Origin of the sequence: Massilia sp., assembly GCF_032106685.1 — a bacterium.
Taxonomy (GTDB): Bacteria; Pseudomonadota; Gammaproteobacteria; order Burkholderiales; family Burkholderiaceae_D; genus Telluria.
The window spans coordinates 19,462-45,171 of record NZ_DAMCPG010000031.1 but is presented as its reverse complement, the minus strand read 5'-3'; the positions used below and the strand labels follow the sequence as shown (position 1 = coordinate 45,171).

Here is a 25,710-nt window from a genome sequence, read left to right as displayed (position 1 = left end):
CATGGACGCTAGGGTTGAAAGCAAGGCAGATGCTCTGGTCCGCAAATGCTTAGATGACCGTCGCAACTTTGCGATGATTGCCGGCGCAGGCTCAGGCAAGACTAGTTCACTCGTCGATGCTCTTAGTCGAATTCGAGATCAAGAGGGAGGAGCCCTCCGAAAGCATGGACAGCGTATTGCCTGTATAACCTTCACTAACCGGGCAGTCGAGGTAATAAAAACAAGGCTAGGGTTCGACGACCTCTATTTGGTTTCGACTCTTCACGGTTTTTTATGGGGTCAGATTAGCCGTTTCCACGACGATATCCGTGAGGCGCTACGTGAGAGCCGCATTCCAGCCCTTATCGAAAAGGCTAAGGGTGACGACAACGGTGGCAATAGCAAGAAGGCCCAAAAGGCCCGCGCCAAAATCGTACGATTGGCTGCAGAACTTTCCAATCTCGCTTCGGTCAGATTCTTCAAATATGAAGACACTAGCTTCAGTGACTACGGCAAGGGCCACATCGGTCACGATGACATAATTGAGATTGCAACTTATCTGTTTGAACAAAATCCCACTTTTAGACGGATCACGGGATTACGTTTTCCTTATATTTTTGTGGATGAAGCACAGGACACGTTCGAGGGTATCGTTACTGGACTCAATCTCGTGTGTGCCGACATTGGCTTACCTATGATCGGCTACTTTGGTGACCCATGGCAGCAAATCTACGACAGGAGTGCCGGAAATTTTGCGCCGCCTCAGGGTGGGGAAATCATTGCGAAGGCCGAAAATTTCCGCTGTTCGAAGAGTGTCATCCGGCTTCTTAATGCCTATCGCAGAGACGTCGAGCAATACGCCGCAGGCGACAATAAGGAGTGCGAAGGCAGTGTCGAATTCCGGCTGATCAAAGCGGAAGAACCAACCGAGCCCCGAAAGCGTTATTCCGAGGACCAGATTGAGCGCGCCCTACGGAAGATGGACGAAGCAGTCGCACACTGGGGTTGGACCGACCGGGGTGATGTCGTGAAACTCTTCCTTGCTAGGCAAATGATCGCACGGCGAATGGGCTTTGCCGAACTCAACCGACTCTTCACAGGTGAGTATGCTTCATCCCGCGCGCAAGATGCATTCGAGGCTGGCGAGCATTTTCTTCTCAAACCATTCCTTTCGACTATTTGCCCTTTAATTACCGCACAAAAGCAGGGAGACGATCGCAAAATTATCAATTTACTGCGACGTGAAAGTCCAGCCTTCTCAGTCGACGGATTAAATGCTGAAAAGTCGCTAAAGTCGATGATCGAGACCTCGAACTCATTAGTTGGCCAGCTGCAGGCTTTGTGGAGCACTGAGAAAGTTGGTGCCATCCTGCGCTTTTGTATCGAGAAGCAGATAATCCAGCCTTCTGAGAAGCTGTGTGAGCATCTTGGCCGCCCTCCACGTATTGAAGCGTTCGATGAAGATATTCATGGACTGGATAAGGCCGAGTGGCTTGCCGACTCCCTATTTCAAATGCCAACCGAGCCGGTTGCCCGCTACGCCGACTATATTGCTAACAATACGGCTTATAGCACGCAACACGGCGTAAAGGGTGAAGAATATGAAAAAGTTATGGTCATCTATGACGATGTCGAGGCCGCGTGGAACCAATACAGCTTTAACAAAGTTTTGACGCCACTTACCGCTGGAGAACCCACTGAACGACAGCGCTCCCTGACTCAGAAACTCGCCTATGTCGCATTTTCACGCGCGAAGGAGGATCTGCGTGTTCTACTGTTTACCACGGATCCCGTAAAGGCTCGTTTAGAGCTTATCGACAACAAGCTACTAAGACCTGATCAAATCAGCATTGTGACGTAAGAATTTCGGGTCGACCCACGTTACCTCAAGAATGATGATGCTGGACCTGAGGAGGCACCTCCGCCAAGCAAGTTGTAAGAGCATGCGTACGGCTAGCAAGGTCAGGCCGAGCTTCGATTGATGTCAGACCTGAGCTTGCTGTAGATGATGCAACTTTTCCATCAGTTTATCAGGCATGGTTTCCCGCTGTTTTATCAACCTAAAGTGGGTTTGGACGGCCAAATACCTCAGCCATGGCAAGGCCGTGAACGTAGCATGAGGAAAAGTTCGTATATGTCTCCACTTAATCGCGCGCGCAATCGCTACAGCAAGCGTCGTCAGTCATGCCGATAGGTCCGCGGCTCGAGCGTATGCTCTTCCAGCGGCGGAGCCGGCGCCACGGTGCCCATGGACTGCGCCGCCCCATCGCGCTTCGGATACGGCGTCCCATCCTTGTGCGTATAGCTGTCGGTCGCGCCGTCGTACACCAGGTCGATGTCCGGATAGGTAGCACGGTCGGCGGGAATGTTCGGCCCGACCGCCAGGAACAGGGCATTGCCCCAGCTGCGGTTGACCAGGTGGTGGCCGTTCGGCTTGCCGGCCGGGAAGGCGGCGCAGTCGCCGGCGCGCATCAGGGTCTCGCCCTCGTCGGTGACGAGGGTCAGTTCGCCCGACACCACCATGACGAACTCGTCTTCATGACTATGCCAGTGGCGCTGCGAGGAAGCCGCGCCGGGTTTCAGCTCGACCAGGTTGACGCCGAACTGGGTCAGGCCGCCGGCCTCTCCCAGCGCCTGGCGGCTGCGTCCGCTGACGGCTTCGGCGAATGGGTCCGGATACTTGGTGCCGGTCAGCACGGGAATAATGCTTAGGTCTAGCCGCGACATGCTTGCTCCTTAAAGGATTGAGTTGACGCGGCTGACCTGGCCGGATGGCCTCCTCTCAGCCGCGCTTCTGCACCAGCGTCAGGATATCGTAACTTGCCACCAGTTCGTCGTTCTGGTTGGTGACCTGCACGTCCCAGGCCACCACGCCCTGGCCACGGCCCTGTTCGTCGGTACGGTTGCGGTCGACCTTGCGCTTGCACGTCAAGCGCGCGCGGATGGTGTCGCCGATCGCCACCGGCGCCACGAAGCGCAGGTTGTCCAGGCCGTAGTTGGCCAGCACCGGCCCCGGCGCCGGCGAGACGAACAGGCCCGCCGCGGCCGACAGCACGAAGTAGCCGTGGGCGATGCGCTTGCCGAACTGGGTGTCCTTGGCCGCGATCTCGTCGAAGTGCATGTAGAAGTAGTCGCCCGAGATGCCGCCGAAGTTGACGATGTCGGCTTCGCTCACGGTGCGGCGGTGCGTCAAGAGAGAATGGCCGATCTCCAGGTCCTCGAACCAGCGGCGGAAAGGATGGATCTCGGATTCCTTGACCGCGCCGCCGCGCACGTATTCGCCGGTGACGGCCGTTAGCATGGTCGGCGAGCCCTGCACCGCCGCGCGCTGCAGGAAGTGTTTTACCGCGCGGATGCCGCCCAGCTCTTCGCCGCCGCCGGCGCGGCCCGGACCGCCGTGCTTGAGCTGCGGCAGCGGCGAGCCGTGACCCGTGCTGTCCACGGCCGACTCGCGGTCGAGGATGTGCACACGGCCGTGCGAAGCGGCCGCGATTGGCACCGCGTGCGCGGCGATCGCCGGGTCCTTCGTCGCCAGCGTCGTCACCAGGCTGCCGCGGCCGCGTGCGGCGAGATCGAGCGCCTCGTCGATGTCGCGGTAGGTCATCATGGTGCTGACCGGGCCGAAGGCTTCGATGTCGTGGACGGCGGCGTTGATGGCCGCGTTGCGGCACAGGAGCAGGGTCGGCGAGAAGAAGGCGCCGTTGGCGCAGCCTTCGCCCACCGGGTTGAAACCGTGATGGGCGCCGAAGATCACCTCGTTGCCGCGCGCGAGCATCTCGACGCGCTCGCTGACGTCGCGGTGCTGGTCCATGGAGGCCAGCGCGCCCATGCGCACGCCTTCCAGCTTCGGATTGCCGACCACAATTTTGGATAAGCGATCGCGCAGGCGCTCGCCGAGCGCATCGACGTGCTGCTCGGGGACGATGATGCGGCGGATCGCCGTGCACTTCTGGCCGGCTTTACCCGTCATCTCGCGCGCGACTTCTTTTACGAACAGGTCGAATTCGGGATCGTCCGGGGTGACGTCCGGCGCCAGGATGGCGGCGTTCAGCGAATCGGCTTCGGCCGTAAACGGGACCGATTCCTTGATGAGATTCGCGTTGGCGCGCAGTTTGGCGGCGGTGTCGGCCGAGCCGGTGAAGGTGACGGCATCAAAACCCGTCAGGCGGTCCAGCAGGTCGCCGGTCGAGCCGATCACGAGCTGCAGCGCGCCCTCCGGCAGCAGGCCGGATTCATGCATCATCTTGACAACCGCATGGGTCAGGTAGCTGGTCGCGGTGGCCGGCTTGCCGATGCAAGGCATGGCGGCCAGGAAGCTGGGCGCGAATTTTTCGAGCAGGCCCCAGATCGGGAAGTTGAAGGCGTTGATGTGCACCGCCAGGCCGCCCTTCGGGACCAGGATGTGGGTGCCGGCGAAGCCGCCGCGCTTGCCGAGGTTCATTGCCGGGCCTTCGTGCAGCACGTTCGACGAAGGCAGCTCGCGCGAGCCCATGCTGGCGTAGGCGAACAGGGTGCCGATGCCGCCTTCGACGTCGACCCAGCTGTCCGGGCGGGTGGCGCCGGTCAGGTGCGAGATTTCGTAGAGTTCTTCCTTGCGCTCCATCAGGTAGAGGGCCAGGGCTTTCAGGCGCTGGGCGCGGGTCTGGAAGTCGAGCTTCATCAGGCCGGGGACGCCTTGCTTGCGGGCGTAAGTCACCGCCTCGTCGAAGTCGATCTTCTCGGCGTGGGTGTGGTAGACCAGCTGGCCGTCGAGGGCGCTGTGCAGGGGGGTGGCGGCTTCCTGGCCGATCCAGCGGCCGCCGATCCAGCTTTGCAGGGTGCTTGGGGTGTGCATGTTTGGTGTCTCCTCGGGATGACCGTCATTTTTGCAGGCGGCCGGGATGATCGTGGGGCGCGTTCGGGTGGGGACGAGTCCCCACCCTACGTCGCTGTCTCGTGCGTTCGGGCTGATCGACAGCCTGAATCCGCGTGGGCACAGGTGCCTACGCCGGCCGCGCCCACCCTACGTCTTGGGTACGTGGCCGCCGTTGTTGGAAAAGTCGAAGACGGGGCGGTTCGGTTCGATCTCGGTGTAGGCCTCGACTTCGCGCATCGTTTTCATTGAGCGTTCGGTCAGCTGGTGGTACTGGCGGGTGCCGAAGCTCTTCCAGGCGATCTCCTCGGGCTTGAGCTCGCGCATCACGCGCGCGGGCGTGCCCATCACCATGCTGCGCGGCGGGATGATCATCTTCGCCTTCACGAAGCTCATCGCGGCGACAATCGATTCCTCGCCCACGACCGCGCCGTCCATCACGACCGCGTTCATGCCGACCATGGCGTTGCGGCCCACGCGGCAGCCGTGCAGCACGGCGCCGTGGCCGATGTGGCCGTCGACCTCGATCACGGTCTCGCCGTCCTCGACGCCGTGCATCACGCAGGTGTCCTGGACGTTGGCGCCCTCTTCCAGGACCAGGCGGCCGAAGTCGCCGCGCAAGGATGCCAGTGGGCCGATGTAGCAGCGCGGGCCGACGATCACGTCGCCGATCAGCACGGCCGTCGGGTGCACGTAGGCGCTCGGGTGCACCACCGGGCGCACGCCGTCGATCTCGTAGACCTTGACCATGTCAGACCCTTTCGATGATCAGGGCGATGCCCTGGCCGACGCCGATGCACATCGTGCACAGCGCGTAGCGCCCGCCGGTGCGGTGCAGCTGGTAGACGGCGGCCGTGACCAGGCGCGCGCCGGATGCGCCCAGCGGGTGGCCCAGCGCGATCGCGCCGCCGTTCGGGTTCACGTGTTCGGCGTCGTCGGCCAGGCCGAGGTCGCGCAGCACGGCCAGGCTCTGCGAGGCAAAGGCTTCGTTCAGCTCGATCACGTCCATCTGCTCGATGGTGAGACCGGTCTGGGCCAGCACCTTCCTGGTCGCCGGCGACGGGCCGAAGCCCATGATGCGCGGCGCCAGGCCGGCGGTGGCCATGCCGATGATGCGGGCGCGCGGGGTCAGGCCGAAGCGTTCGGCGGCGCTGCCCGATGCGATCAAGAGGGCGCAGGCGCCGTCGTTCACGCCCGAGGCGTTACCGGCGGTGACGGTGCCGTCGGGCGTCACCACGCCCTTCAGTTTCGCCAGCGCTTCGATGCTGGTGTCCGGGCGCGGGTGTTCGTCGGTGTCGAACACGCGCGAGTCGCCCTTCTTGCTGTGGATCGTCACCGGCACGATCTCGTCCTTGAACACGCCGGCGGCATGCGCGCGCGCCCAGCGCTGCTGGCTGCGGATCGCGAACGCGTCCTGATCAAGCCGGTTGACGTTGAAATCCTTCGCCACGTTCTCGGCCGTCTCAGGCATCGAGTCGATGCCGTACTTGGCTTTCATGAGCGGATTGACGAAGCGCCAGCCGATGGTGGTGTCCTCGATCCTGGCCGCGCGCGAAAAGGCGCTGTCGGCCTTGCCCATCACGAAGGGCGCGCGGGTCATGCTCTCGGAGCCGCCGGCGATGATCAGGTTGGCCTGGCCCGACAGGATGGCGCGCGCGCCGATGCCGACCGCGTCCAGGCTGGAGCCGCACAGGCGGTTGATGGTGTTGCCGGGCACCTCGGGCGGTAGGCCGGCCAGCAGGCCCGCCATGTGGCCGACGTTGCGGTTGTCCTCGCCCGCCTGGTTGGCGCAGCCCCAGTACAGGTCGTCGACCATGGTCCAGTCCACGCCCTTGTTGCGCTCGATGAGGGCGGCGATCGGCAGCGCCGCCAGGTCGTCGGCGCGCACCGAGGCGAGCGCGCCGCCGTAGCGGCCGAAGGGGGTGCGGATGGCGTCGCAGATGAATGCGTCGATCATTGAATGTCTCCTCGTGTTCAGGTGTTCTTCGGGCGCTTGTCGAGCACGCGCCGGGCCTTGCCGGTCATGGTGCGCTCGATGCCCATCGGCGGGGTCAGGGTCACTTTCGTGGTGACGCCGACATAGGTCTTGATGCAGTGCTGCAGCTCGCGGCACAGGGCCTCGACGATCTCCGCCGCCATGCCGGCCTCGCGCAGTTCGCCGAACACTTCCAGCGTGTCCAGGTGGCCGTCCTTGGCGACGACCAGCTGGTACTGCGGCGCCAGCGCCGGCATCTTGAGCACCAGTTCCTCGATCTGGCTCGGGAACACGTTCACGCCGCGGATGATCAGCATGTCGTCCGAGCGGCCGGTGATGCGGCCCATGCGGCGCATCGAGCGCGAAGTCGGCGGCAGCAAGCGGGTCAGGTCGCGCGTGCGGTAGCGGATGATGGGCAACGCTTCCTTCGACAGCGAAGTAAACACCAGCTCGCCCTCTTCGCCGTCGGGCAGCACTTCACCGGTCTCGGGGTCGATGATCTCGGGGTAGAAATGGTCTTCCCAGATCACGGGGCCGTCCTTGCTCTCGATGCATTCGCTGGCCACGCCCGGGCCCATCACTTCCGACAGGCCGTAGATGTCGACCGCGTCGATGCCGGCCTTCTGCTCGATCTCGGCGCGCATGGCGTTGGTCCAGGGCTCGGCGCCGAAGATGCCGACCTTCAGCGGGGACTTGGCCGGGTCCAGCCCCTGGCGCTGGAACTCCTCGACGATGTTCAGCATGTAGGAAGGCGTGACCATGATGATCGAGGGCTGGAAGTCGCAGATCAGCTGGACCTGCTTCTCGGTCTGCCCGCCCGACATCGGCACAACCGTGCAGCCCAGGCGCTCGGCGCCGTAGTGGGCGCCCAGGCCGCCCGTGAACAGGCCATAGCCGTAGGCCACGTGCACCATGTCGCCCGGACGGCCGCCGGCCGCGCGGATCGAGCGCGCGACGACGTCGGCCCAGGTGTCGATGTCGCGCTGCGTGTAGCCGACCACCGTCGGGCGCCCCGTGGTGCCGGAGGACGCGTGCACGCGCACCACCTGCTCGCGCGGCACGGCGAACAGGCCGAAGGGGTAGTTGTCGCGCAGGGTCTTCTTCTCGGTGAACGGGAACTTCGCCAGGTCGGCGAGGGTTTTCAGGTCCTCGGGATGCACGCCTGCCTCGTCGAAGGCCTTGCGGTAGTGCGGCACGTTCTCGTAGGCGTGCTTCAAGGACCATTTCAGGCGTTCGAGCTGCAGCGCCTGCAGTTCGTCGCGGCTGGCGCGTTCGATCGGTTCCAGCTCGCCGGGCGAGGGAATGCGTTGGACCATCTGTGTCTCCTTCTCAGCTGTGTTTCAGGCGGCGCCTATCAAATGTCGAACTACGCGTTCACCTCGGCCACCATCCCGCTCACGCGGTGCGACTTGCCGCGAAAGAGCGCGATCGTCTTGCCTTCGGCATTGGTCACGGTGACGTCGTAGACGCCGGTCTTGCCAGCCAGCGCCTGCTCCACCGCTTCGGCCGTCAACAGGTCGCCTTCGCGTCCCGGGGACAGGTAATCGATGGTGCAGCCGGCGCCGACCGTATTGAAATTGTGCGAGTTGCAGGCGAAGGCGAAGGCGCTGTCGGCCAGCATGAAGATGAAGCCGCCGTGGCAGGTCGCATGACCGTTGAGCATGTCGGCGCGCACGCGCATGCTCATGCGCGCATAGCCGGGGCGGATGGCATCGAGGGCCATGCCCAGCGCCTGGCTGGCCGGGTCGCGTTCGTACATCGTCTTGCCGGCCAGTTCGGCCAGCGCCTGCGGGTCGTGCAGTTGATTGCCGTGCTGGTCGCTATGCATGGAAACGGGCTCCGGTCGGGTTGGCGGCGAGCTTGCGGCGCAGCAGCGGCGAGACGCGGTAGCGGTCTTCGCCATAGGTGGCGGCCAGGTTCGCCAGGACCGTCACCACGTGCCCGATGCCGACGCTGTCGGCCCAGGCCAGCGGCCCGCGCGGATAGTTCACGCCTTTCTGCATCGCGATGTCGACCGCGATCGCGCTGCACACGCCCTGGTTGACGGCATCGGCGGCTTCGTTGGCCAGCATGGCGACGGTACGCATCACGGCCATGCCGGGCACGTCGTCGATGCGCGTGACCTCGAAACCGGCGGCCTGGAACATGCCGACCACCGAGTAGTAGGCTTCGTCGCTGCACTGGTCGGCGCGCGCCAGCGCGATGCGGGTCGCCTTGGCGTGATCCAGCAGCAAATCGTAGACCACCGTGTTCGGATGCTTGTTGGCGGCCGCGCGCTCGGTGGCGCTGCGCCCGTCGGTGAGGAAGATCGCGGCGCCGTTGCAGTGGAAGGCGGGCGCTTCGTGCTTCTCGGCGCCGGCCAGCGGTTCGCGGTGGGTCACGCTGAAGCCGGCATTCGCCAGGCGCGCTTCCATCGGGCTGACGATGCTGTTGGTGATCTCGCGGCGCACGCTGATGCCGACCGTGCTCGGCCGTTCCTGCGCCGGTTCGATCCGGGGCGCCGGTTTCGCGGCGTCCGTGCCGTAGCGGTAGAAGCCGCGGCCCGTCTTGCGGCCGAGGAAGCCGGCGTTCACCAGCTCCTGCTGCAGGATCGAGGGCGTGTAGCGCTGGTCGCCGTAATAGGCGGCGTGCACCGATTGCGTGACCGAGAAGTTGACGTCGTGGCCGATCAGGTCCATCAGTTCGAAGGGACCCATGCGGAAACCGCCGCAGTCGCGCATGACCGCGTCCAGCGTGGCCGGGTCGGCGGCGCGCACCAGCAGCAGGCGCAGCGCCTCGGCATAGTAGGGCCGCGCGACGCGGTTGACGATGAAGCCGGGCGTGGACTTCGCGTGCACCGGGTCCTTGCCCCAGGCTTCGGCGGTGGCATGGATGGTGTCGGCCACCTCACGACTGGTGGCAAGGCCGCTGATCACCTCTACCAGCGCCATCAGCGGCACCGGGTTAAAGAAGTGCATGCCGACCAGGCGCTCGGGATGGCGCAGCGGCGCGGCGATCGCCGTCACCGAGATCGAGGACGTGTTGGTCGCGAGGATGCAGCGTTCGTCGACGATGCCTTCCAGGTCGGTGAAGAGCTTGCGCTTGGCGTCCAGGTTCTCGACGATGGCTTCGATGACGAGCGAGGCGCCGGCCACCTGGGCCAGCGTGTCGACCGTCGTCAAGCGCTCGCGCGCCAGGTCCGCTTCAGCGGCGCCCATCCGGCCCTTCTCGACCAGCTTGTCGTAGACCTTGCCGATATCAATGATGGCCTTCGCTGCCGCGTCAGGCCGCGTGTCGAACAGGCGCACCTCGTGGCCGCTGGCGGCGGCGATCTGGGCAATGCCGGAGCCCATCGCGCCGCTGCCGATGACGGCAACGACACTCCCCTTGGCTAATGCCTCCATCCTTACTCTCCCTTGAACTGGGCCGGACGCTTGGCGATGAAGGCGGCGACGCCTTCGCGGTAGTCGTGGCTGTAGCCCAGCTCGCGCATCATCTCGCCTTCCAGTTTCAGTTGTTCCGGCAGGGTGTTGGCGTAGCTGGCCTGCAGCGCCTTCTTGGTGAAGGCCAGGCCCTTTGTTGGCGCGCTGGCGAAGTGATCGGCCATGGCCATGGCCTCGTCCATCAGCGCCTCGTCCGGCACGCAGCGCCAGATCAGGCCCCATTCCTCGGCCTTCTCGGCCGTCAGCTTCTCGCCCAGCATGGCCAGGCCCGTGGCGCGGGCGTGGCCGATCAGGCGCGGCAGGTGCCAGGTGCCGCCGGTGTCGGGGATCAGGCCGAGCTTGCAGAAGGCTTCGATGAAGCTGGCGGACTTCGCGGCCAGCACGATGTCGCAGGCCAGCGCCAGGTTGGCGCCGGCGCCGGCGGCCACGCCGTTGACGGCGCAGATCACCGGCATCGGCAGCGAGCGCAGGGTCATCACCAGCGGCGCGTAGAATTTTTCCACCGATTCACCCAGGTCCACGCCCGGCGCGCCGGGAGCGACCGCGCGGTCGGCGAGGTCCTGGCCGGCGCAAAAACCCCGGCCGGCGCCGGTCAGCACCAGCACGCGCACCGACTTGTCGGCTTGCAGCTTATCGAGCGCGTTGCGCACTTCCAGGTGCATGGCCTGGGTAAAACTGTTCAGGCGGTCGGGGCGATTCAGGGTCAGGACGGCGACGCCGTCCTCGATCTTGAATTGAATCGATTCGTAGCTCATGTGTCTCCTCCAGTTTTTGTTAGGTGACTCGAGAAACCGTAGCGAGCGGAAGGAGTTTTGGCCGAGAAGCGCAGCTGTACGAGTAGTACAGCGAGCATCGCAGGTCAAAAATCCGACGCGCAGTAGGTTTATCGAGCCACCGGTTATTCGTGCTGGTCGAAATCGACGATGACCTTGTCGGTGATCGGGAAGGACTGGCAGGACAGGACAAAACCGCGCGCCACTTCGTAGTCTTCCAGCGCATAGTTCACGTCCATCTCGACATTGCCCTCGACGACCTTGCAGCGGCAGGTCGAGCAGACGCCGCCCTTGCAGGAGTAGCGCATGTCGATGCCCGCGCGCAGGCCGGCGTCGAGGATCGATTCCTTGTCCTTGTCCATCGTGAAGCTGGCGGCGCTGCCGTCCATGATCACGGTGACTTCGGTCTGGTGCGCGGCGCCGACCTCGATCTTGCGCGGTTTATGTTCGTGTTTCGGGATGCTGGCGGCGAACAGCTCGATGCGGATCTTCTCCTTCGCCATGCCCGCGTCCTGCAGCGACTTCGAGACGCCGTGCATCATGTCTTCCGGACCGCAGATGAAGGCGACGTCGATGTCGTTGATGTCGATCCAGTGCTTGAGGAAGGCGCTGCACTTCTCGCCGGTGATGCGGCCGTTGAAGAGTTCGATGTCCTGCGGCTCGCGGCTCATCACGTAGACCAGCTTCAGGCGGCCCATGTAGCGGTCCTTCAGGTCGGTCAGCTCGTCGCGGAAGATCACGGACGAGGAGGCGCGGTTGCCGTAGACCAGGGTGAAGCGGCTCTTCGGCTCGGCCTGCAGGGTGGTCTTGATGATCGAGAGGATGGGCGTGATGCCGCTGCCGGCGGCGAAGGCCAGGTAGTGGCGTTCGCTCTCGGGATCGAGCGGCACGTTGAAGTGGCCCATCGGCGGCATCACTTCCAGCGTGGCGCCAGCTTGCAGGTGTTCGTTGGCCCAGCTCGAGAACAGGCCGCCCGGGGTGCGCTTGATCGCCACGCGCAGCTGCTCGTCCTGCACCGCCGAGCAGATCGAATACGAGCGGCGCACGTCTTCGCCCTCGATCAGGGCGCGCAGGGTCAGGTGCTGGCCCTGCTGGTAGGCGAAGGTTTGTTTCAGTTCCGGCGGCACGGCGAAGGTGACCGCGATCGCATCGCGCGTCTCGTGCTTCACCTTGGCGACGGTCAGTGGATAGAATTTGCTCATGGTGCGTCTTTTAATGGCACTTGAAGTAATCGAAAGGCTCGCGGCAATCCAGGCATTTGTACAAGGCCTTGCACGGGGTCGAGCCGAACTGGCTGGTGAGCTGGGTGTGCTTCGAGCCGCAATGCGGGCAGGCGACTTCGGGCTCGACGAAGGCAGAGCGCTTAATGGCACTCAGGCCGCCGCGCAGGCCGCTGATGTCGATGGCCTGCTGCACCGGCGGCGCGATGCCGTAGCCCTTCAGCGCGGCCTTGCCGGATTCGCTCATCCAGTCGGTGGTCCAGGCGGGCGACAACCGGGTCACGATGCGCAGCTTCTCGATGCCGCGTGCGTGCAGGGCCTCGTTCACGGCGTCGGCAATGACCTGCATCGCCGGGCAGCCCGAATAGGTCGGCGTAATCGTCACCACGCACTCGTCATCCTCGAAGGCGACGCCGCGCACGATGCCCAGGTCCACCACCGAGATCACCGGGATCTCGGGGTCGGGCACTTCGCCGAGCCAGGTCCAGACCTGCTCGACCGTGACGCCTTGGGCAGTCATTACCACTCCGCTCCCGGATAGGCGCGCTGCAGGAACTGCATCTCGGCCAGGATGTAGCCGAGGTGCTCGCTGTGCCGGCCCTGCTTGCCGCCGCGCTGCATCCAGGCGTCCGGTGCAGGCATGGTCAAGGTGGCTTCGGCGAAGATCTCGCTCACGTGCTCGAGGAAGGCGGCGCGCAAGCCTTCGACCGGCGGGGCGATGCCCTGCTCGACCATCGTGTTGTCGATCTCGTCGTAGATAAACACTTCGCCGGTGTACATCCACAGTTCGTCGGCCGCCGCCTGCATCTTGGCGTGGCTGACGTCGGTGCCGTCGCCCAGGCGCACCACCAGATCGCCGCTGCGGCGCAGGTGGTAGGTCACTTCCTTCAGCGATTTTTCCGCGATCTCGGCGATGCGCTGGTCGCTGGACTTCAGCAGGCCCTGCATCAGGAAGTAGTGCCAGGTGTCGAAGAAGAACTGGCGCATCATCGTGTCGGCGTAGCTGCCGTTGGGCTGCTCGACTAGCAGGACGTTGCGGTAGTCGTGGGCGTCGCGGTGGAAGGCCATGCGGTCTTCGTCGCGGCCCTTGCCTTCCAGTTCGCCGGCATAGGTCAGCCACATGCGCGTCTGGCCCAGCAGGTCGAGGGCGACGTTGGTCAGGGCCATGTCTTCTTCCAGGGCTGGACCCTTGCCGCAGAGCTGGGAGAGCTGCTGCGAGAGGATCAGGGCGTTGTCGCCCTGGCGCAGCAGATATTCGAACTTTGCATCCATGGCCGCGCTCACAGGTTCTTCACTTCTTCCGGCATCGGGAAGAAGGTCGGGTGGCGGTAGACCTTGCTGTTGGCCGGCTCGAACAGCGCCTCTTTATCGGACGGGCTGGAAGCGACGATGTCGGCGGCGCGCACGACCCAGATCGAGACGCCTTCGTTGCGGCGGGTGTAGACGTCGCGTGCGTTGTTGATCGCCATCTCGGCGTCAGGGGCGTGCAGGCTGCCGACGTGCTTGTGGGCGAGGCCGTGCTGGCTGCGGATGAAAACTTCCCACAGGGGCCATTCTTTGCTCATGGTGTGTCTCCGGTGTTCCAGGATGTTTTCGGCTTCGTGAGCCGTATTGGTTTGCGTGCGTTCGTTGAACGCGTGGGCGGAGAATCCGCCCACCCCACGTTACGCTGCAGCTTTGCGAGCGGCTTTTTTCTCGGCGTGGGCGACCAGGGCGTCGCGGAACCATTCGCCGTCCTCGTAGGCTTTCACGCGGGTGCGCAGGCGCTCGCGGTTGCAGGGGCCGTTGCCCTTCAGGACGTTGTGGAATTCGCTCCAGTCGATCTCGCCGAAGTCGTAGTGGCCGGTTTCCTCGTTCCACTTCAGATCGGGATCGGGAATGGTCAGGCCCAGGTATTCGGCTTGCGGCACGGTCTGGTCGACCATGCGCTGGCGCAGCTCGTCGTTCGAGAACAGCTTGATGCGCCACTTGGTCGACTGCGCGCTGTTGACCGATTCGGCATCCGATGGGCCGAACATCATCAAGGACGGCCACCACCAGCGGTTCAGCGCATCCTGCGCCATCGCCTTCTGCTCGGGCGTGCCCTTGGCCAGGCTCATCATGATGTCGTAGCCCTGGCGCGCGTGGAAGGATTCTTCCTTGCAGACGCGGATCATGGCGCGCGAGTATGGGCCGTAGGAGCAGCGGCAGAGCGGGATCTGGTTGATGATGGCCGAGCCGTCGACCAGCCAGCCGATCGCGCCCATGTCGGCCCAGCTCAGGGTCGGGTAGTTGAAAATGCTCGAGTACTTGGCCTTGCCCGAATGCAGGGCGGCGAGCAGTTCGTCGCGCGAGACGCCCAGGGTTTCGGCGGCGCTATACAGGTACAAGCCGTGGCCGGCTTCGTCCTGGATCTTGGCCAGCAGCACCGACTTGCGCTTGAGCGTCGGAGCGCGGGTCACCCAGTTGCCTTCCGGCAGCTGGCCGACGATCTCGGAGTGCGCGTGCTGGGAGATCTGGCGGATCAGGGTCTTGCGGTAAGCCTCGGGCATCCAGTCCTTCGGCTCGATTTTTACACCGGCATCGATGCGGGCCTGGAATGCTTGTTCCTCGGCACTCATGTCTTCTTGCGTCTGGACCATTTTCAGGCCCGTTTCCACCATCTGCGCGTACATGGTCTGTCTCCCATTGCAAACATCGTGAAAGGATAATACGATACAAAAAACGAGATGTACACCAAAATTTTGAATCATATTGAGAAGCAACAGAGCAGGAACGACGACAGGATTCCATGAAGCAAATGAACAGCACCGAGTGGATTGCCCACTGCCTCGCAATCGATCCGCCACGCTCGAAATCCCTGGTCATGACAGTGATGGGCGACGCCATCGCGCCGCACGGCGGCGCGGCCTGGCTGGGCAGCCTGATCGAACTGCTCGGGCCGCTGGGCGTGACCGACCGCCTGGTGCGCACCAGCGTGTTCCGCCTGGTGCAGGAAGGCTGGCTCACGGCCAGCCGCGAGGGCCGGCGCAGCCGCTACGCCTTCGATCCCAAGTCGCTGCCGCGCTTCCAGCGCGCCGACCGCCGCATCTACGCCCCGCCCGGCCTGCACTGGGACGGCCGCTGGACCCTGGTGCTGGCGCCCAACGGCAGCATCGACGGCGAGCTGCGCACGGCGGTGCGCAAGGAATTGCAGTGGGAAGGCTATGCGATGCTGGGGCCGGGCTTGCTGGCGCATCCGGCGGCGGACGTCGAGGGCCTGGCCGATGCCTTGATGCGCACCGGGGCGCAGGGCAAGGTGTTCGTCGTGAGCGCCGGCGAATTGCCGGATGCGGGCTCGCGGCCGCTGCGCGAACTCGTGGGCGAAGGCTGGGACCTCTCCACGGTGGCGCAGGGCTACCGCGACTTCGTCGCCCGCTTCACGCCGCTGCTGGCCCTGCTGCGCGACGAGGGAGAAGTGGCGCCGGACGCCGCGTTCGCGATCCGCTCGCTCTTGATCCACGCCTACCGCCGCCTGCAGTTGCACGATCCGCTGCTGCCGATCGAGCTGCTGCCCGAGCCCTGGCCGGGGTCGGATGCCTACGCGGTGGCGCGCGCGGTCTACCTCCTGGTGTATGCGCAGGCCGAGGTGCACGTCGATGCGGTGCTGCGGCGCGAGGATGAGGCGGCGCCGGCGGCCGATGCGGCGTTTTATCAGCGCTTTGGCGGCTTGCGCGCCTGATCGGGCGTTCGAATCGGTGGGTTCGAGAACCCACCCTACGCCACTCCGATCGTTTTTTTGTAGGGTGGGTTCTCGAACCCACCGGCTCCGACAGTGGCGCCAATGATCACCCTGTGAGACAGCGTGGACTCGGGAGTCCACCCTACTCCCTTCGATCATGTCGCCACCGTTCGCACAGCCGGGTTCTTGTAGAGTGGGCACCGGTCGCGTCATCGGCGCCCTGAAACCTGATCCGCCCCCTTTCGCACCCCACGAAACCGAGTATCATCTCGGCTTTACGCCATTCATCCGGGACACACCATGTCTATCAAGATCAGCAGCCAGTTCGACGCTGGCGCCATCGAGGTCGTGAACGCCACGAGCGCGAACGCCATCGACCTGAACATCCGCAAGGATTCGCACGCCGACATCACCCAGTGGTTCTACTTCCGCCTGCAGGGCGCGCAAGGCCAGGCCTGCACGATCCGCTTCCTGAACGCCGGCCAGGCCGCATATCCGAAGGGCTGGGAAGACTACAACGCGATGGCGAGCTACGACCGCGTCAACTGGTTCCGCGTGCCGACCTCGTTCGACGGCCAGGTCATGATGATCGAGCACACCCCGGGCATGGACAGCGTCTACTACGCCTACTTCGAGCCCTACTCGTGGGAACGCCACCTGGAGCTGCTCGACCGCGCCCAGATGAGCGAACACGTGCGCATGGTCGACCTGGGTTCGACCGTCGACGGCCGCGACCTGAACATGCTGGTCATCGGCGAACCGGCGCCCGAGAAGAAGAAGGTCTGGGTCATCGCGCGCCAGCACCCGGGCGAAACCATGGCCGAGTGGTTCGTCGAGGGCATGCTCGACGCCCTGCTCGACCCATCCCACCCGTTCGGGCGCCAGCTGCTGAACGAGACCGTGTTCTACGTGGTCCCGAACATGAATCCGGACGGTTCCGTCCGCGGCAACCTGCGCACGAATGCCGCCGGCGCCAACCTGAACCGCGAATGGCTGAACCCGACCATGGAACGCAGCCCGGAAGTGTTCTTGGTCAAGCAGAAGATGCACGAAACGGGCGTCGACCTCTGCCTGGACGTGCACGGCGACGAAGGCCTGCCCTACGTGTTCGTGGCCGGCAGCGAATCCCTGCCGAACTTCACGCCCGAGCAGGATGCCGCCCAGAAGCGCTTCATCGCCGACTTCAAGATCGCCAGCCCGGACTTCCAGGACGTGCACGGCTACGGCGAGTCGCCGTATAGCGAGGAAACCCTGACCATGGGTTCGCCGCACATCACCCACGCCTTCGGCTGCCTGTCGCTGACCCTGGAACTGCCGTTCAAGGACAACGCCAACGACCCGGACCCGCAGGTCGGCTGGGACGGCGCGCGCAGCGCCCGCCTCGGCGCGGCGGTGCTGCAACCGGTGCTGCAATCGGTCCGCGCGATCGAGTAAGATCGAACCATCCGACGATGCCCCGCCTGCCGGGGCATTTTTCTTTTTCATCCTTGAGACCAGCACATCATGTCCGTTTTCGCCGCACCCGTCTTCGACGCCACCGTCATCTATAACGGCCAGGAACTCTTCAAGGGCCAGGGCGCTGCCCGGGGTTGGGCCGAGAAAGTCGAAAAAGAACTCGAGACCGCCATCACGGTCGAGAAGATCGGCACCGGCTGGGCCCTGCGCGGCACGGTCGACGGCGTCGACGTTACCTGGGGCATCTATGGCCAGCGCCTGAGCCGCATCGAAGCCGCGTGAACGATGCGGCTTGTGGAATTCAGGCAACGCGTGCGCCACGCGTCCCTCGCGCGAAGCGCTCTATAATGCATGGAAAACAACGCCGGCCAGCGCCGGCCAGCGCCGGCGCCACCATAACCGGTCGGGCATGCGACGGCGTCACGCCGCTGGCGGCGCAGCAGTCTGCCCGTCCCATCCATAGGCCGCTTCATGCATACCGCATCTTCTCCGCAAACCTTGCCCCCACGCATGTCGACCGGCATCCCGGGCCTCGACGACATCCTCGGCGGCGGCCTGACGCCGCAGCGGGTCTACCTGGTCGAGGGGACGCCGGGGACCGGCAAGACCACGCTGGGCCTGCAATTCCTGCTCGACGGCGCGGCACGCGGCGAGAGCGGCCTGTACATCACCCTGTCGGAAACGGCCGACGAATTGCGGGCGGTGGCCGCCAGCCATGGCTGGTCGCTCGACGCGCTGGCGATCCACGAGCTGGCCGGCGACGAAGCGCTCGACCTCGACTCCCAGCAGTCGGTGTTCCACCCGTCCGAAGTCGAACTGGGCGAGACCACGCGCAGGGTGATGGATGAAGTCGACTGCCTGAAGCCGGTGCGCGTGGTCTTCGACAGCATGTCCGAGATGCGCCTGCTGGCGCAGAATCCGCTGCGCTACCGGCGCCAGATCCTCGCGCTCAAGCAGTTCTTCGCGGCCAGAGGCTGCACCGTGCTGCTGCTCGACGACAAATCCAGCGCCTCGGACCAGCACCTGCACAGCATCGCCCACGGCGTCGTCAGCCTCGAACAGCTCGCCAAGGAATTCGGCAAGGAGCGCCGGCGCGTGAACATCGTCAAGATGCGCGGCATTCGCTTCCGCGGCGGCTTCCACGACTACAACCTCGACACCGGCGGCATCGTCGTGTACCCGCGCCTGGTGGCGGCCGAGCATCTCAGCGACTTCACGCCGTCGATCAGCTCCAGCGGCACGATCGGCTTCGACCGCCTGCTGGGCGGCGGCCTGGTGCGCGGCACGAATACCCTGATGGTCGGCCCCTCGGGCATCGGCAAGACCACCCTTTCGGTACGCTGCCTGCTGGCGGCGCTCGAACGCGGCGACAGGGCTTCGTACTACCTGTTCGACGAGGGGCTGGGCACCTTCTTCGCGCGCAGCGCCGCGCTGGGCATGGACCTGCGTCGCTACGTCGAGAACGGCCAGCTGCGCATTACCCACATCGATCCGGCCGAACTGTCGCCGGGCGAATTCGCCCAGATGCTGCGCGACGCGGTCGAACTGCACGGGATCGGCTTCATCGTCATCGACAGCCTGAACGCCTACCTGCAGGCGATGCCGGGCGAGCAGTACCTGACGCTGCAGATGCACGAACTGCTGTCCTACCTGAACCAGCAGGGCGTGACCACGGTGCTGGTGCTCGGCCAGCATGGCCTGATCGGCGAAGTGCGCACCGACGTCGACCTGAGCTACCTGTCCGACACCACCGTGCTGATGCGCTTCTTCGAGTCGAACGGGCGCCTGCGCCGTGCGCTCACGGTGATCAAGAGCCGCACCGCGAGCCATGCGCTGACCATCCACGAACTGCAGCTCGGTGCGGAGGGTATCCGCATCGGCGAGCCGCTCGAAGGCTTCGAGGGCGTGCTGACCGGACTGCCCAGCTACCGCGGCAAGACGCCGATGATGTCGGGCGATGCCGATGACCGCTAGCGGCGCCGAAGAGCGCGTCCTGATCTGCGCCCCGCGCGGCCGCGACGCCGAGGTCATGTGCTCGGTGCTCGCGGCCGACGGTGTCGGGTGCGAGCCCGTGGCCGGGGTCGATGCCCTCGCCGATTGCATCGCGGCCGGCGCCGGCGCCGCCATCGTGGCCGAGGAAGCGCTGGCCGGCGCCGACCTTGCGCGCCTGCGCGCCTGGCTCGGCCAGCAGGCGGCCTGGTCCGACTTTCCCTTCGTGGTCTTGCTGAGCAAGCTCGTCGGCCCGGCGCCGGACGCCGCACGCGCGCTCATTGCGCAACTCGGCAACGTGGTGCTGCTCGAACGGCCCCTGAACACGCAGACCCTGCGCAGCGCGGCAGGCTCGGCCCTGCGCGCGCGGCGCCGCCAGTACCAGGCGCGCGCCGTGCTGGCCGACCGCGAACGCACCGCCGCCAGCCTGCTGCAAAGCCAGCAAGCGCTGGTCGAACTGAACGAGACGCTGGAAGCGCGCATCGAGGAACGCACGCGCGCCCTGGCCCAGGCCAACGACCGCCTGATGAACGAAGTGATCGAGCGCGAGCGGGTGCAGCAGGCGCTGGTCCAGTTCCAGAAGATGGAAGCCGTCGGCCGCCTCACCGGCGGCATCGCCCACGATTTCAACAACCTGCTCAACGTGGTCCAGGGCAGCATGGACCTGATCCTGCTGGCGTCGAAGGACGAGGTCGCGAGAAAGCGCGCCGAGGTCGCGCGCCGCGCCTGCCAGCGCGGCGGCAAGCTCACCAGCCAGCTGCTCGCCTTCTCGCGCAACCAGAGCCTGGACCTGCGTCCGCTCGACGTCGGCGTCCTGTTCGAGGGCGTGCGCGAACTGGTGTCCACCTCGCTCGGCGCGTCCATCGGCCTGCATTTCGAGATCGATGCGCCGGGCACGCGGGTGCTGGCCGATACCAACCAGATGGAGATGTCGCTCCTGAACCTGGCGATCAATGCGCGCGACGCGATGCCGGGCGGCGGCGAGCTGCGCTTCACGGCCGGCGCCGCCAGTCCGCCCCCGGACCTGCTGCCCGGCGGCGACTACGTCCGCATCGCCGTCGCCGACTGCGGCGAAGGCATGCCGCCCGAGATCGCGGCGCGCGTGTTCGAGCCCTTCTTCACCACCAAGGGCGTGGGCAAGGGTACGGGCCTGGGCTTGAGCCAGGTCTACGGCATGGCGCAACAGTCGGGCGGCGCCGCGCGCATCCTGAGCGAAGCGGGCGTCGGCACCACGGTCGAGATCTGGCTGCCCGCCGCGGGCGACACGCGGGACGCGGCGGCGCAGCCCGCGGCGCGCCTGGCGGCCGACCGGCGCCGGGCCCGCATCCTGGTGGTGGAGGACGACGATTCCGTACGCCAGTCGATGGTGGAGTCGCTCGAAGCGCTCGGCCACACGGTGGCCCAGGCGGCCGACGGCGAAGCCGGCCTGCGCGAACTGCGGCGCGCGCGGCCCGACCTGCTCATCACGGATTACCTGATGCCGGGCATGACCGGCGCCGAGCTGGTGCAGCGGGCGCGCGTCAGCTTCCCGGAGGTGCCGATGATGATCGCCACCGGCTACGCCGACATGCGCGCGATCGAAAAGGTGGTCGAGGAAGAGATGGTGCTGCGTAAGCCCTTCCAGCTGGCCGAGCTGGCGGCGAGCGTGGAGCGGGCGCTGGACAAGGGCAAGGACAAGGGCAAAGGCGAGCGTACCGCCGGCATGGGCGCCGCCTGAGCCTTCCTGGCGCCGCCGGTGTCCCGGCTCAGGGAGGCGACGGCTTCAGAGCTGCACGCCCAGGTGCTGCTTGACCCAGGCGTGGGCATCCTCGATGCTGTCGAAGTGCACGGTGGCGATCACCGTCTTGTCGTGCGCCAGGCAGCTGGCATAGACGCGTTTCTCGTCGCTCGAGCTGAGCAGGTCGGACTGGGGCGAAAGCTCGACGGACGCCACCAGGTCGAGGTTCAGCAGGACCGCCTTTTTCGGATTGTTTTCCTTGTCGATGCGAACGAATTTGCCCATGGCTTTCTCCTGAACTTAGTTACCCGCCACGACCATCTTTTCGATCAGGATCGACCCGGTCGATTTATTGCCGCGCTGCAGTACGTCGTTGCCGACGCCGACGATCTGCTGGAACATCTCGCGCATGTTGCCGGCGATCGTGATCTCCTCGACCGGGTACTGGATGACGCCATTCTCCACCCAATAGCCGGAAGCGCCGCGCGAATAGTCGCCGGTGACGTAGTTCACGCCCTGTCCCATCAGCTCGGTGACGAGCAGGCCGGTGCCCATCTTGCGCAGCATGCCTTCGAAGGTGTCGGCCAGCTTCGTGTCGTCCGACGTGATCGTGAGGTTGTGCGAGCCGCCGGCGTTGCCGGTGGTTTGCATGCCGAGCTTGCGCGCCGAGTACGTGGACAGGAAGTAACCCTGCAGCACGCCGTCCTTGACGACCTTGCGGCGCACGGTGCGCACGCCCTCTTCATCAAAGGGAGAAGAGCCGACTTCGCCGATCAGGTGCGGGTCTTCGACAACCTGGATGTGGGCCGGGAAGACCGGTTTGCCGAGCGTATCGAGCAGGAAGCTCGACTTGCGGTAGAGCGAGCCGCCCGACACCGCCTGCACGAATGCGCCCAGCAGGCCGGCGGCCAGCGGCGCCTCGAACAGCACCGGGCAGGTGCGGGTGTCGAGCTTGCGCGCGTTCAGGCGCGCCAGCGCGCGCTCGGCGGCGTAGCGGCCGACAGCCTCCGGCCTGGCCAGCTTCTTCGGGTCGCGCGCCGAGGTGTACCAGTCGTCGCGCTGCATTTTATTGCCCTTGCCGGCGATCGGCGCCACCGACATGGTGTGGCGCGAGAACGGGTAGCCGCCGATGAAGCCGCGGGTATTGGCCGCGACAAAATGCGATTGCTGCACGTAGACGCTGGCGCCTTCGCTGTTGGTGATGCGCGGGTCGACCTCGAAAGCGGCGTTCTCACAGCGCTGGGCCAGTTCGACCGCCTCTTCGGTGGAGATCTGCCACGGGTAGCACAGGCGCAGGTCGCGCGGGTTCATTTCCAGCATGTCGGCGTCGGGCAGGCCGGCGGCATCGTCCTCGGCGGTGAAGCGGGCGATGTTCCAGGCCGCTTCCACGGTCGCCTTCAGCGAGGCTTCGGAAAAGTCCGAGGTGCTGGCGTTGCCGCGGCGCTGGCCGCTGTAGACGGTGACGCCGATGCCCTTGTCCCGGTTCTGCTCGATGGTCTCGATCTTGCCGCGACGTACCGACACCGACAACCCGCTACCCTCGCTGATCTCCACCGCAGCGTCGGTGGCGCCCTGTTCGCGGGCAAAAGCGAGCACATTGCGCGCCAGCTCCTTCAACTGGTCCTGGGTGTGGGTAAAAACGGAGTCGTTCATGTCGTGTTTTTCGTAGCGAGCCCTAAAACAGTTATCATAGCAGCCGTTTACTGTTTTCACTGATCGGCCCAGCGCCAATCGGATCATCCATATCATGCCTAATGCAAATCGTGGCTCGGTGGGCTTCCAGTCCAACGAGTTCGAGCAAGAATACGAACGTCCCTCCAAGTCTGAACTCAAGCGCCAGATGGAAGAGTTACAGAAGCTGGGAGCCCAACTCGTTGCCGAGCCGCGCGACCGCGTCAAGCGCGTGCCGATGCCCGACGAGGTGAAGGACGCCATCCTGATGTGCCAGACCATCACCAACCACGAGGGCCGGCGCCGCCAGCTGCAGTACGTCGGCAAGATGATGCGCACCCTCTCGGACGAGGAAGTGGCCGTCATCCAGCGCACCATCGACAGCTGGAAAGGCGCCTCGAAGGCCGAGACGGCCGCCCTGCACGCGCTGGAGCGCCGCCGCGAAAAGCTGCTCGCCGACGACAAGGCGCTGACCGAGCTGCTCTCCGAGCACCCGGAACTGGACGTGCAGCACCTGCGCACCCTGATCCGCAACGCGCGCAAGGAGCAGGCGGAGAACAAGCCGCCGAAAGCCTACCGCGAACTGTTCCAGATCCTGAAGGAGCTGGGCAAGCAGGACAAGCAGGCTTCCAGCGACGAGGAATCCGATGACGACGAGCCTGATGACGAGTAAGGAAGTGGAACTGGTGATCGGCCTGGTGTCGGTCTCGGACCGCGCCAGCGGCGGCGTCTACGAGGACAAGGGCATTCCCGCCCTGCAGGACTGGCTGGCGTCCGCCATCACCACGCCCTTCCGGATCGAGCCGCGCCTGATCCCCGACGAGCGCGAACAGATCGAGAAGACCCTGGTCGAGCTGGTCGACGCGCAGGGCTGCCACCTGGTGCTGACCACCGGCGGCACCGGCCCCGCGCGGCGCGACGTCACGCCCGAGGCGACGCTCGCCGTCGGCACCAAGGAAATGCCGGGTTTCGGCGAGCAGATGCGCCAGATCAGCCTGCGGTTCGTGCCGACCGCGATCCTGTCGCGCCAGGTCGCCGTGATCCGCGAGACGCAGGACCACGCCGCCCTGATCATGAACCTGCCCGGCCAGCCGAAGGCGATCAAGGAAACCCTCGAAGGGTTGAAGGACGCTGACGGCAACGTTCTCGTTGGCGGCATCTTTGCCGCCGTCCCGTATTGCATCGACCTGATCGGCGGACCGTACATGGAAACCGATCCGGCCATCACCAGGGCCTGGCGTCCGAAGAACGCCCAGCGTCCCGCCACCGCCACCGCCCCACTCCAGGACCAGGCATGAACGAACTGTTGCAAAACATCGAAATCGAAACCGCGCCGAATCCCACCGTCGCGATCATCTGGCTGCACGGCCTGGGCGCCGACGGCAACGACTTCGTGCCCCTGGTGCGCGAACTCGACCTGAAGGGCCTGCCGGGCATCCGCTTCGTATTCCCGCATGCGAAGACCATCCCCGTCACCATCAACGGCGGCTACGTCATGCGCGCCTGGTACGACATCACCGGCGCCGAGCTGACGCGCCGCGAAGATGAGACGGGCCTGCGCAACTCGCAGCGCGACGTCGAAGCCCTGATCGCACGCGAAAAGGCGCGCGGCATCCCGGCCTCGAAGATCATCCTGGCCGGCTTCTCGCAAGGCTGCGCGATGACCCTGCAGACCGGCCTGCGCCATCCGGAAAAGCTGGCCGGCATGCTCTGCCTGTCGGGCTACCTGCCGCTGGCCGACAAGGTGGCGCACGAGCGCACCGAAGAGAGCATCGACACCCCGGTCTTCATGGCCCACGGCCGCCAGGACCACGTGGTCCCCGTCCTGCGCGCCGAGCAGTCGCGCGACGTGCTGAAAGGCCTGGGCTACCAGGTCGAATGGCACGAGTACCAGATGCAGCATTCGCTGTGCTTCGAGGAAGTCCAGGACATCTCGGCCTGGCTGAAAAAAGTACTGGCTTAAGCCTCATATCCACGGGAGCCGCGGCTCCCGTTTTTCATTTTTGGAGGTCCGACATGGCCAAGAAAGAACAGCTCGACGAAGAAACGATGGCGCTGATTAACTGGTGCATCGAAGTGGAAAGCTTTCTCGTCGCCGGCGGCGCGACGCAGAAGCAGGCGCAGGACCATATCGAGGAACAGGTCGAGTGGTTCACGGACCTGTTCTACGACGGCTTGAGCCCGGAAGAGGCGGCGAAGGAAGCGCTGGCCTGATGTCGTAGGGTGGGTTCTCGAACCCACGCGGTATCACGGATGCGTTTCGATTGCTCCTTTTAAGTCGTAGGGTGGGTTCTTGAACCCACGCTGTCTCGCGGGCAGAGCATTGATACCAACGACCGGCGACGGTGGGTTCGAGAACCCACCCTACGCGCCTACAGCCCCCAACATCCCCATCAATCCGGCAGCCTGGCCGCACTCGACACCGGCACCTCGGTCTGCGCGGTATTCATCACCATCGCCAGGAAAGTGTAGTACCCGTTCAGCCCCATCAGGTCGACCACGCCCTGCTCGCCGAACAGCGCCAGCGCGTCGGCGTAGACCCGGTCCGACACGCGCTTGTTCTGGTGCAGCTCGATGCAGAAGTCGTGCACCACTGATTCGTCGACCAGCATGTTGTCCGGGCGCCGGCGCTCGGCGATCGCGTTGATCACGGCCGGCGGAATGCCCACCTGCGCGGCGATCGGCGCGTGGATCGCCCACTCGACCTGCTGGTTCCATTGGCGCGCCGTGACCAGGATCGCCAGCTCCGACAGGCGGATGCCGATCGCGCTGCGGTAGCGCAGGTACTCGCCCATGCGCTGTGCATTTTCCAGCAGCTCGGGACTGCGCAGCAGCGGTACGAAAGGGCCGTACAGCGCGCCGCGCGGCCCCGCGATCACGGCCTGGGCGGCGCGGCGCTGCGCTTCGGTCATCTGGTCGGGCGGGATCGGGCGAAGTCGGTCGCTCATGGTCGGCGT

General features: G+C 65.1%; 26 protein-coding genes. 10 read left to right on the top strand and 16 right to left on the bottom strand.

What is annotated here, in order from left to right; genetic code table 11:
- Window position 1: 1 nt before the first annotated feature.
- Window positions 2-1,840, top strand: coding sequence for a UvrD-helicase domain-containing protein (locus RT688_RS16565; protein ID WP_313705951.1), 1,839 nt, complete (start codon window positions 2-4; stop codon window positions 1,838-1,840).
- A gap of 317 nt (window positions 1,841-2,157) precedes the next feature.
- On the opposite strand, the gene RT688_RS16560 is transcribed toward RT688_RS16565, so the two are convergent.
- From RT688_RS16560 to paaA, 13 genes are all read right to left on the bottom strand, one after another.
- Complete coding sequence (locus RT688_RS16560) at window positions 2,158-2,706, bottom strand: cupin domain-containing protein (protein WP_313705950.1); 549 nt, start codon at window positions 2,704-2,706, stop codon at window positions 2,158-2,160.
- Window positions 2,707-2,761: 55 nt separating this feature from the next.
- Window positions 2,762-4,813, bottom strand: coding sequence for a phenylacetic acid degradation bifunctional protein PaaZ (gene paaZ, locus RT688_RS16555; protein ID WP_313705949.1), 2,052 nt, complete (start codon window positions 4,811-4,813; stop codon window positions 2,762-2,764).
- 168 nt (window positions 4,814-4,981) lie between these two features.
- Window positions 4,982-5,581, bottom strand: coding sequence for a phenylacetic acid degradation protein PaaY (locus RT688_RS16550; protein WP_313705948.1), 600 nt, complete (start codon window positions 5,579-5,581; stop codon window positions 4,982-4,984).
- Between the two features lies 1 nt (window position 5,582).
- Window positions 5,583-6,788 carry a 3-oxoadipyl-CoA thiolase gene (gene pcaF, locus RT688_RS16545; protein ID WP_313705947.1) on the bottom strand — a complete coding sequence of 402 codons (1,206 nt, stop codon included), beginning with the start codon at window positions 6,786-6,788 and terminating at the stop codon, window positions 5,583-5,585.
- Between the two features lie 17 nt (window positions 6,789-6,805).
- Window positions 6,806-8,122 carry a phenylacetate--CoA ligase PaaK gene (gene paaK / locus RT688_RS16540; protein WP_313705946.1) on the bottom strand — a complete coding sequence of 439 codons (1,317 nt, stop codon included), beginning with the start codon at window positions 8,120-8,122 and terminating at the stop codon, window positions 6,806-6,808.
- A 50-nt stretch (window positions 8,123-8,172) separates the two neighbouring features.
- Window positions 8,173-8,634 carry a hydroxyphenylacetyl-CoA thioesterase PaaI gene (paaI, locus tag RT688_RS16535; RefSeq protein WP_313705945.1) on the bottom strand — a complete coding sequence of 154 codons (462 nt, stop codon included), beginning with the start codon at window positions 8,632-8,634 and terminating at the stop codon, window positions 8,173-8,175.
- The gene (paaH, locus tag RT688_RS16530; RefSeq protein WP_313705944.1) at window positions 8,627-10,189 is read right to left on the bottom strand and encodes a 3-hydroxyacyl-CoA dehydrogenase PaaH; all 1,563 of its coding nucleotides are present in this window, start codon (window positions 10,187-10,189) and stop codon (window positions 8,627-8,629) included. The genes paaI and paaH overlap by 8 nt, the downstream gene beginning before the upstream one ends.
- 2 nt (window positions 10,190-10,191) lie before the next feature.
- Window positions 10,192-10,983 (bottom strand): 2-(1,2-epoxy-1,2-dihydrophenyl)acetyl-CoA isomerase PaaG, encoded by a 792-nt coding sequence (gene paaG / locus RT688_RS16525; protein ID WP_313705943.1) that lies wholly within the window; start codon window positions 10,981-10,983, stop codon window positions 10,192-10,194.
- Window positions 10,984-11,126: 143 nt separating this feature from the next.
- The gene (gene paaE / locus RT688_RS16520; protein WP_313705942.1) at window positions 11,127-12,203 is read right to left on the bottom strand and encodes a 1,2-phenylacetyl-CoA epoxidase subunit PaaE; all 1,077 of its coding nucleotides are present in this window, start codon (window positions 12,201-12,203) and stop codon (window positions 11,127-11,129) included.
- Between the two features lie 10 nt (window positions 12,204-12,213).
- A complete protein-coding gene (gene paaD, locus RT688_RS16515; protein WP_313705941.1) occupies window positions 12,214-12,741 on the bottom strand; it encodes a 1,2-phenylacetyl-CoA epoxidase subunit PaaD in 528 nt (175 codons plus the stop codon).
- Window positions 12,741-13,493, bottom strand: coding sequence for a 1,2-phenylacetyl-CoA epoxidase subunit PaaC (paaC, locus tag RT688_RS16510; protein ID WP_313705940.1), 753 nt, complete (start codon window positions 13,491-13,493; stop codon window positions 12,741-12,743). The genes paaD and paaC overlap by 1 nt, the downstream gene beginning before the upstream one ends.
- Before the next feature lie 8 nt (window positions 13,494-13,501).
- Window positions 13,502-13,786, bottom strand: coding sequence for a 1,2-phenylacetyl-CoA epoxidase subunit PaaB (gene paaB / locus RT688_RS16505; protein WP_020651929.1), 285 nt, complete (start codon window positions 13,784-13,786; stop codon window positions 13,502-13,504).
- A gap of 99 nt (window positions 13,787-13,885) precedes the next feature.
- Complete coding sequence (gene paaA, locus RT688_RS16500) at window positions 13,886-14,875, bottom strand: 1,2-phenylacetyl-CoA epoxidase subunit PaaA (RefSeq protein WP_313705939.1); 990 nt, start codon at window positions 14,873-14,875, stop codon at window positions 13,886-13,888.
- Window positions 14,876-14,991: 116 nt separating this feature from the next.
- On the opposite strand from paaA, the gene paaX reads away from it, so the two are divergent.
- The 5 genes from paaX (at window position 14,992) to RT688_RS16475 (ending at window position 21,082) form a co-directional block, all read left to right on the top strand.
- Window positions 14,992-15,921, top strand: coding sequence for a phenylacetic acid degradation operon negative regulatory protein PaaX (paaX, locus tag RT688_RS16495; RefSeq protein WP_313705938.1), 930 nt, complete (start codon window positions 14,992-14,994; stop codon window positions 15,919-15,921).
- Window positions 15,922-16,221: 300 nt separating this feature from the next.
- Window positions 16,222-17,355 (top strand): M14-type cytosolic carboxypeptidase, encoded by a 1,134-nt coding sequence (locus RT688_RS16490; protein WP_313705937.1) that lies wholly within the window; start codon window positions 16,222-16,224, stop codon window positions 17,353-17,355.
- A 69-nt stretch (window positions 17,356-17,424) separates the two neighbouring features.
- Window positions 17,425-17,658, top strand: coding sequence for a hypothetical protein (locus RT688_RS16485; RefSeq protein ID WP_313705936.1), 234 nt, complete (start codon window positions 17,425-17,427; stop codon window positions 17,656-17,658).
- 189 nt (window positions 17,659-17,847) lie between these two features.
- Entirely contained in the window at window positions 17,848-19,350 is a 1,503-nt protein-coding gene (locus RT688_RS16480) for an ATPase domain-containing protein (protein WP_313705935.1), read from the top strand.
- Entirely contained in the window at window positions 19,334-21,082 is a 1,749-nt protein-coding gene (locus tag RT688_RS16475) for a response regulator (protein ID WP_313705934.1), read from the top strand. Before RT688_RS16480 ends, RT688_RS16475 begins: the two co-directional genes overlap by 17 nt.
- A gap of 45 nt (window positions 21,083-21,127) precedes the next feature.
- Here the strand turns inward: RT688_RS16475 and RT688_RS16470 are convergent, their stop codons facing one another.
- Window positions 21,128-21,367, bottom strand: a complete 240-nt coding sequence (locus RT688_RS16470) for a hypothetical protein (RefSeq protein ID WP_313705933.1) — start codon at window positions 21,365-21,367, stop codon at window positions 21,128-21,130.
- A 15-nt stretch (window positions 21,368-21,382) separates the two neighbouring features.
- Window positions 21,383-22,735, bottom strand: a complete 1,353-nt coding sequence (gene pmbA / locus RT688_RS16465; RefSeq protein WP_313705932.1) for a metalloprotease PmbA — start codon at window positions 22,733-22,735, stop codon at window positions 21,383-21,385.
- 94 nt (window positions 22,736-22,829) lie between these two features.
- Here pmbA and yjgA point away from each other — a divergent pair, with 94 nt between their 5' ends.
- The 4 genes from yjgA to RT688_RS16445 are packed head-to-tail and all read left to right on the top strand — an operon-like array spanning window position 22,830 to window position 24,967.
- Window positions 22,830-23,426 (top strand): ribosome biogenesis factor YjgA, encoded by a 597-nt coding sequence (yjgA, locus tag RT688_RS16460; RefSeq protein ID WP_313705931.1) that lies wholly within the window; start codon window positions 22,830-22,832, stop codon window positions 23,424-23,426.
- The gene (gene mog / locus RT688_RS16455) at window positions 23,416-24,051 is read left to right on the top strand and encodes a molybdopterin adenylyltransferase (RefSeq protein ID WP_313705972.1); all 636 of its coding nucleotides are present in this window, start codon (window positions 23,416-23,418) and stop codon (window positions 24,049-24,051) included. The genes yjgA and mog overlap by 11 nt, the downstream gene beginning before the upstream one ends.
- Complete coding sequence (locus tag RT688_RS16450; RefSeq protein ID WP_313705930.1) at window positions 24,048-24,716, top strand: alpha/beta hydrolase; 669 nt, start codon at window positions 24,048-24,050, stop codon at window positions 24,714-24,716. Before mog ends, RT688_RS16450 begins: the two co-directional genes overlap by 4 nt.
- 53 nt (window positions 24,717-24,769) lie before the next feature.
- Complete coding sequence (locus RT688_RS16445) at window positions 24,770-24,967, top strand: hypothetical protein (protein ID WP_313705929.1); 198 nt, start codon at window positions 24,770-24,772, stop codon at window positions 24,965-24,967.
- Between the two features lie 179 nt (window positions 24,968-25,146).
- Here the strand turns inward: RT688_RS16445 and RT688_RS16440 are convergent, their stop codons facing one another.
- Complete coding sequence (locus RT688_RS16440; RefSeq protein WP_313705928.1) at window positions 25,147-25,701, bottom strand: carboxymuconolactone decarboxylase family protein; 555 nt, start codon at window positions 25,699-25,701, stop codon at window positions 25,147-25,149.
- Window positions 25,702-25,710: the final 9 nt, after the last annotated feature.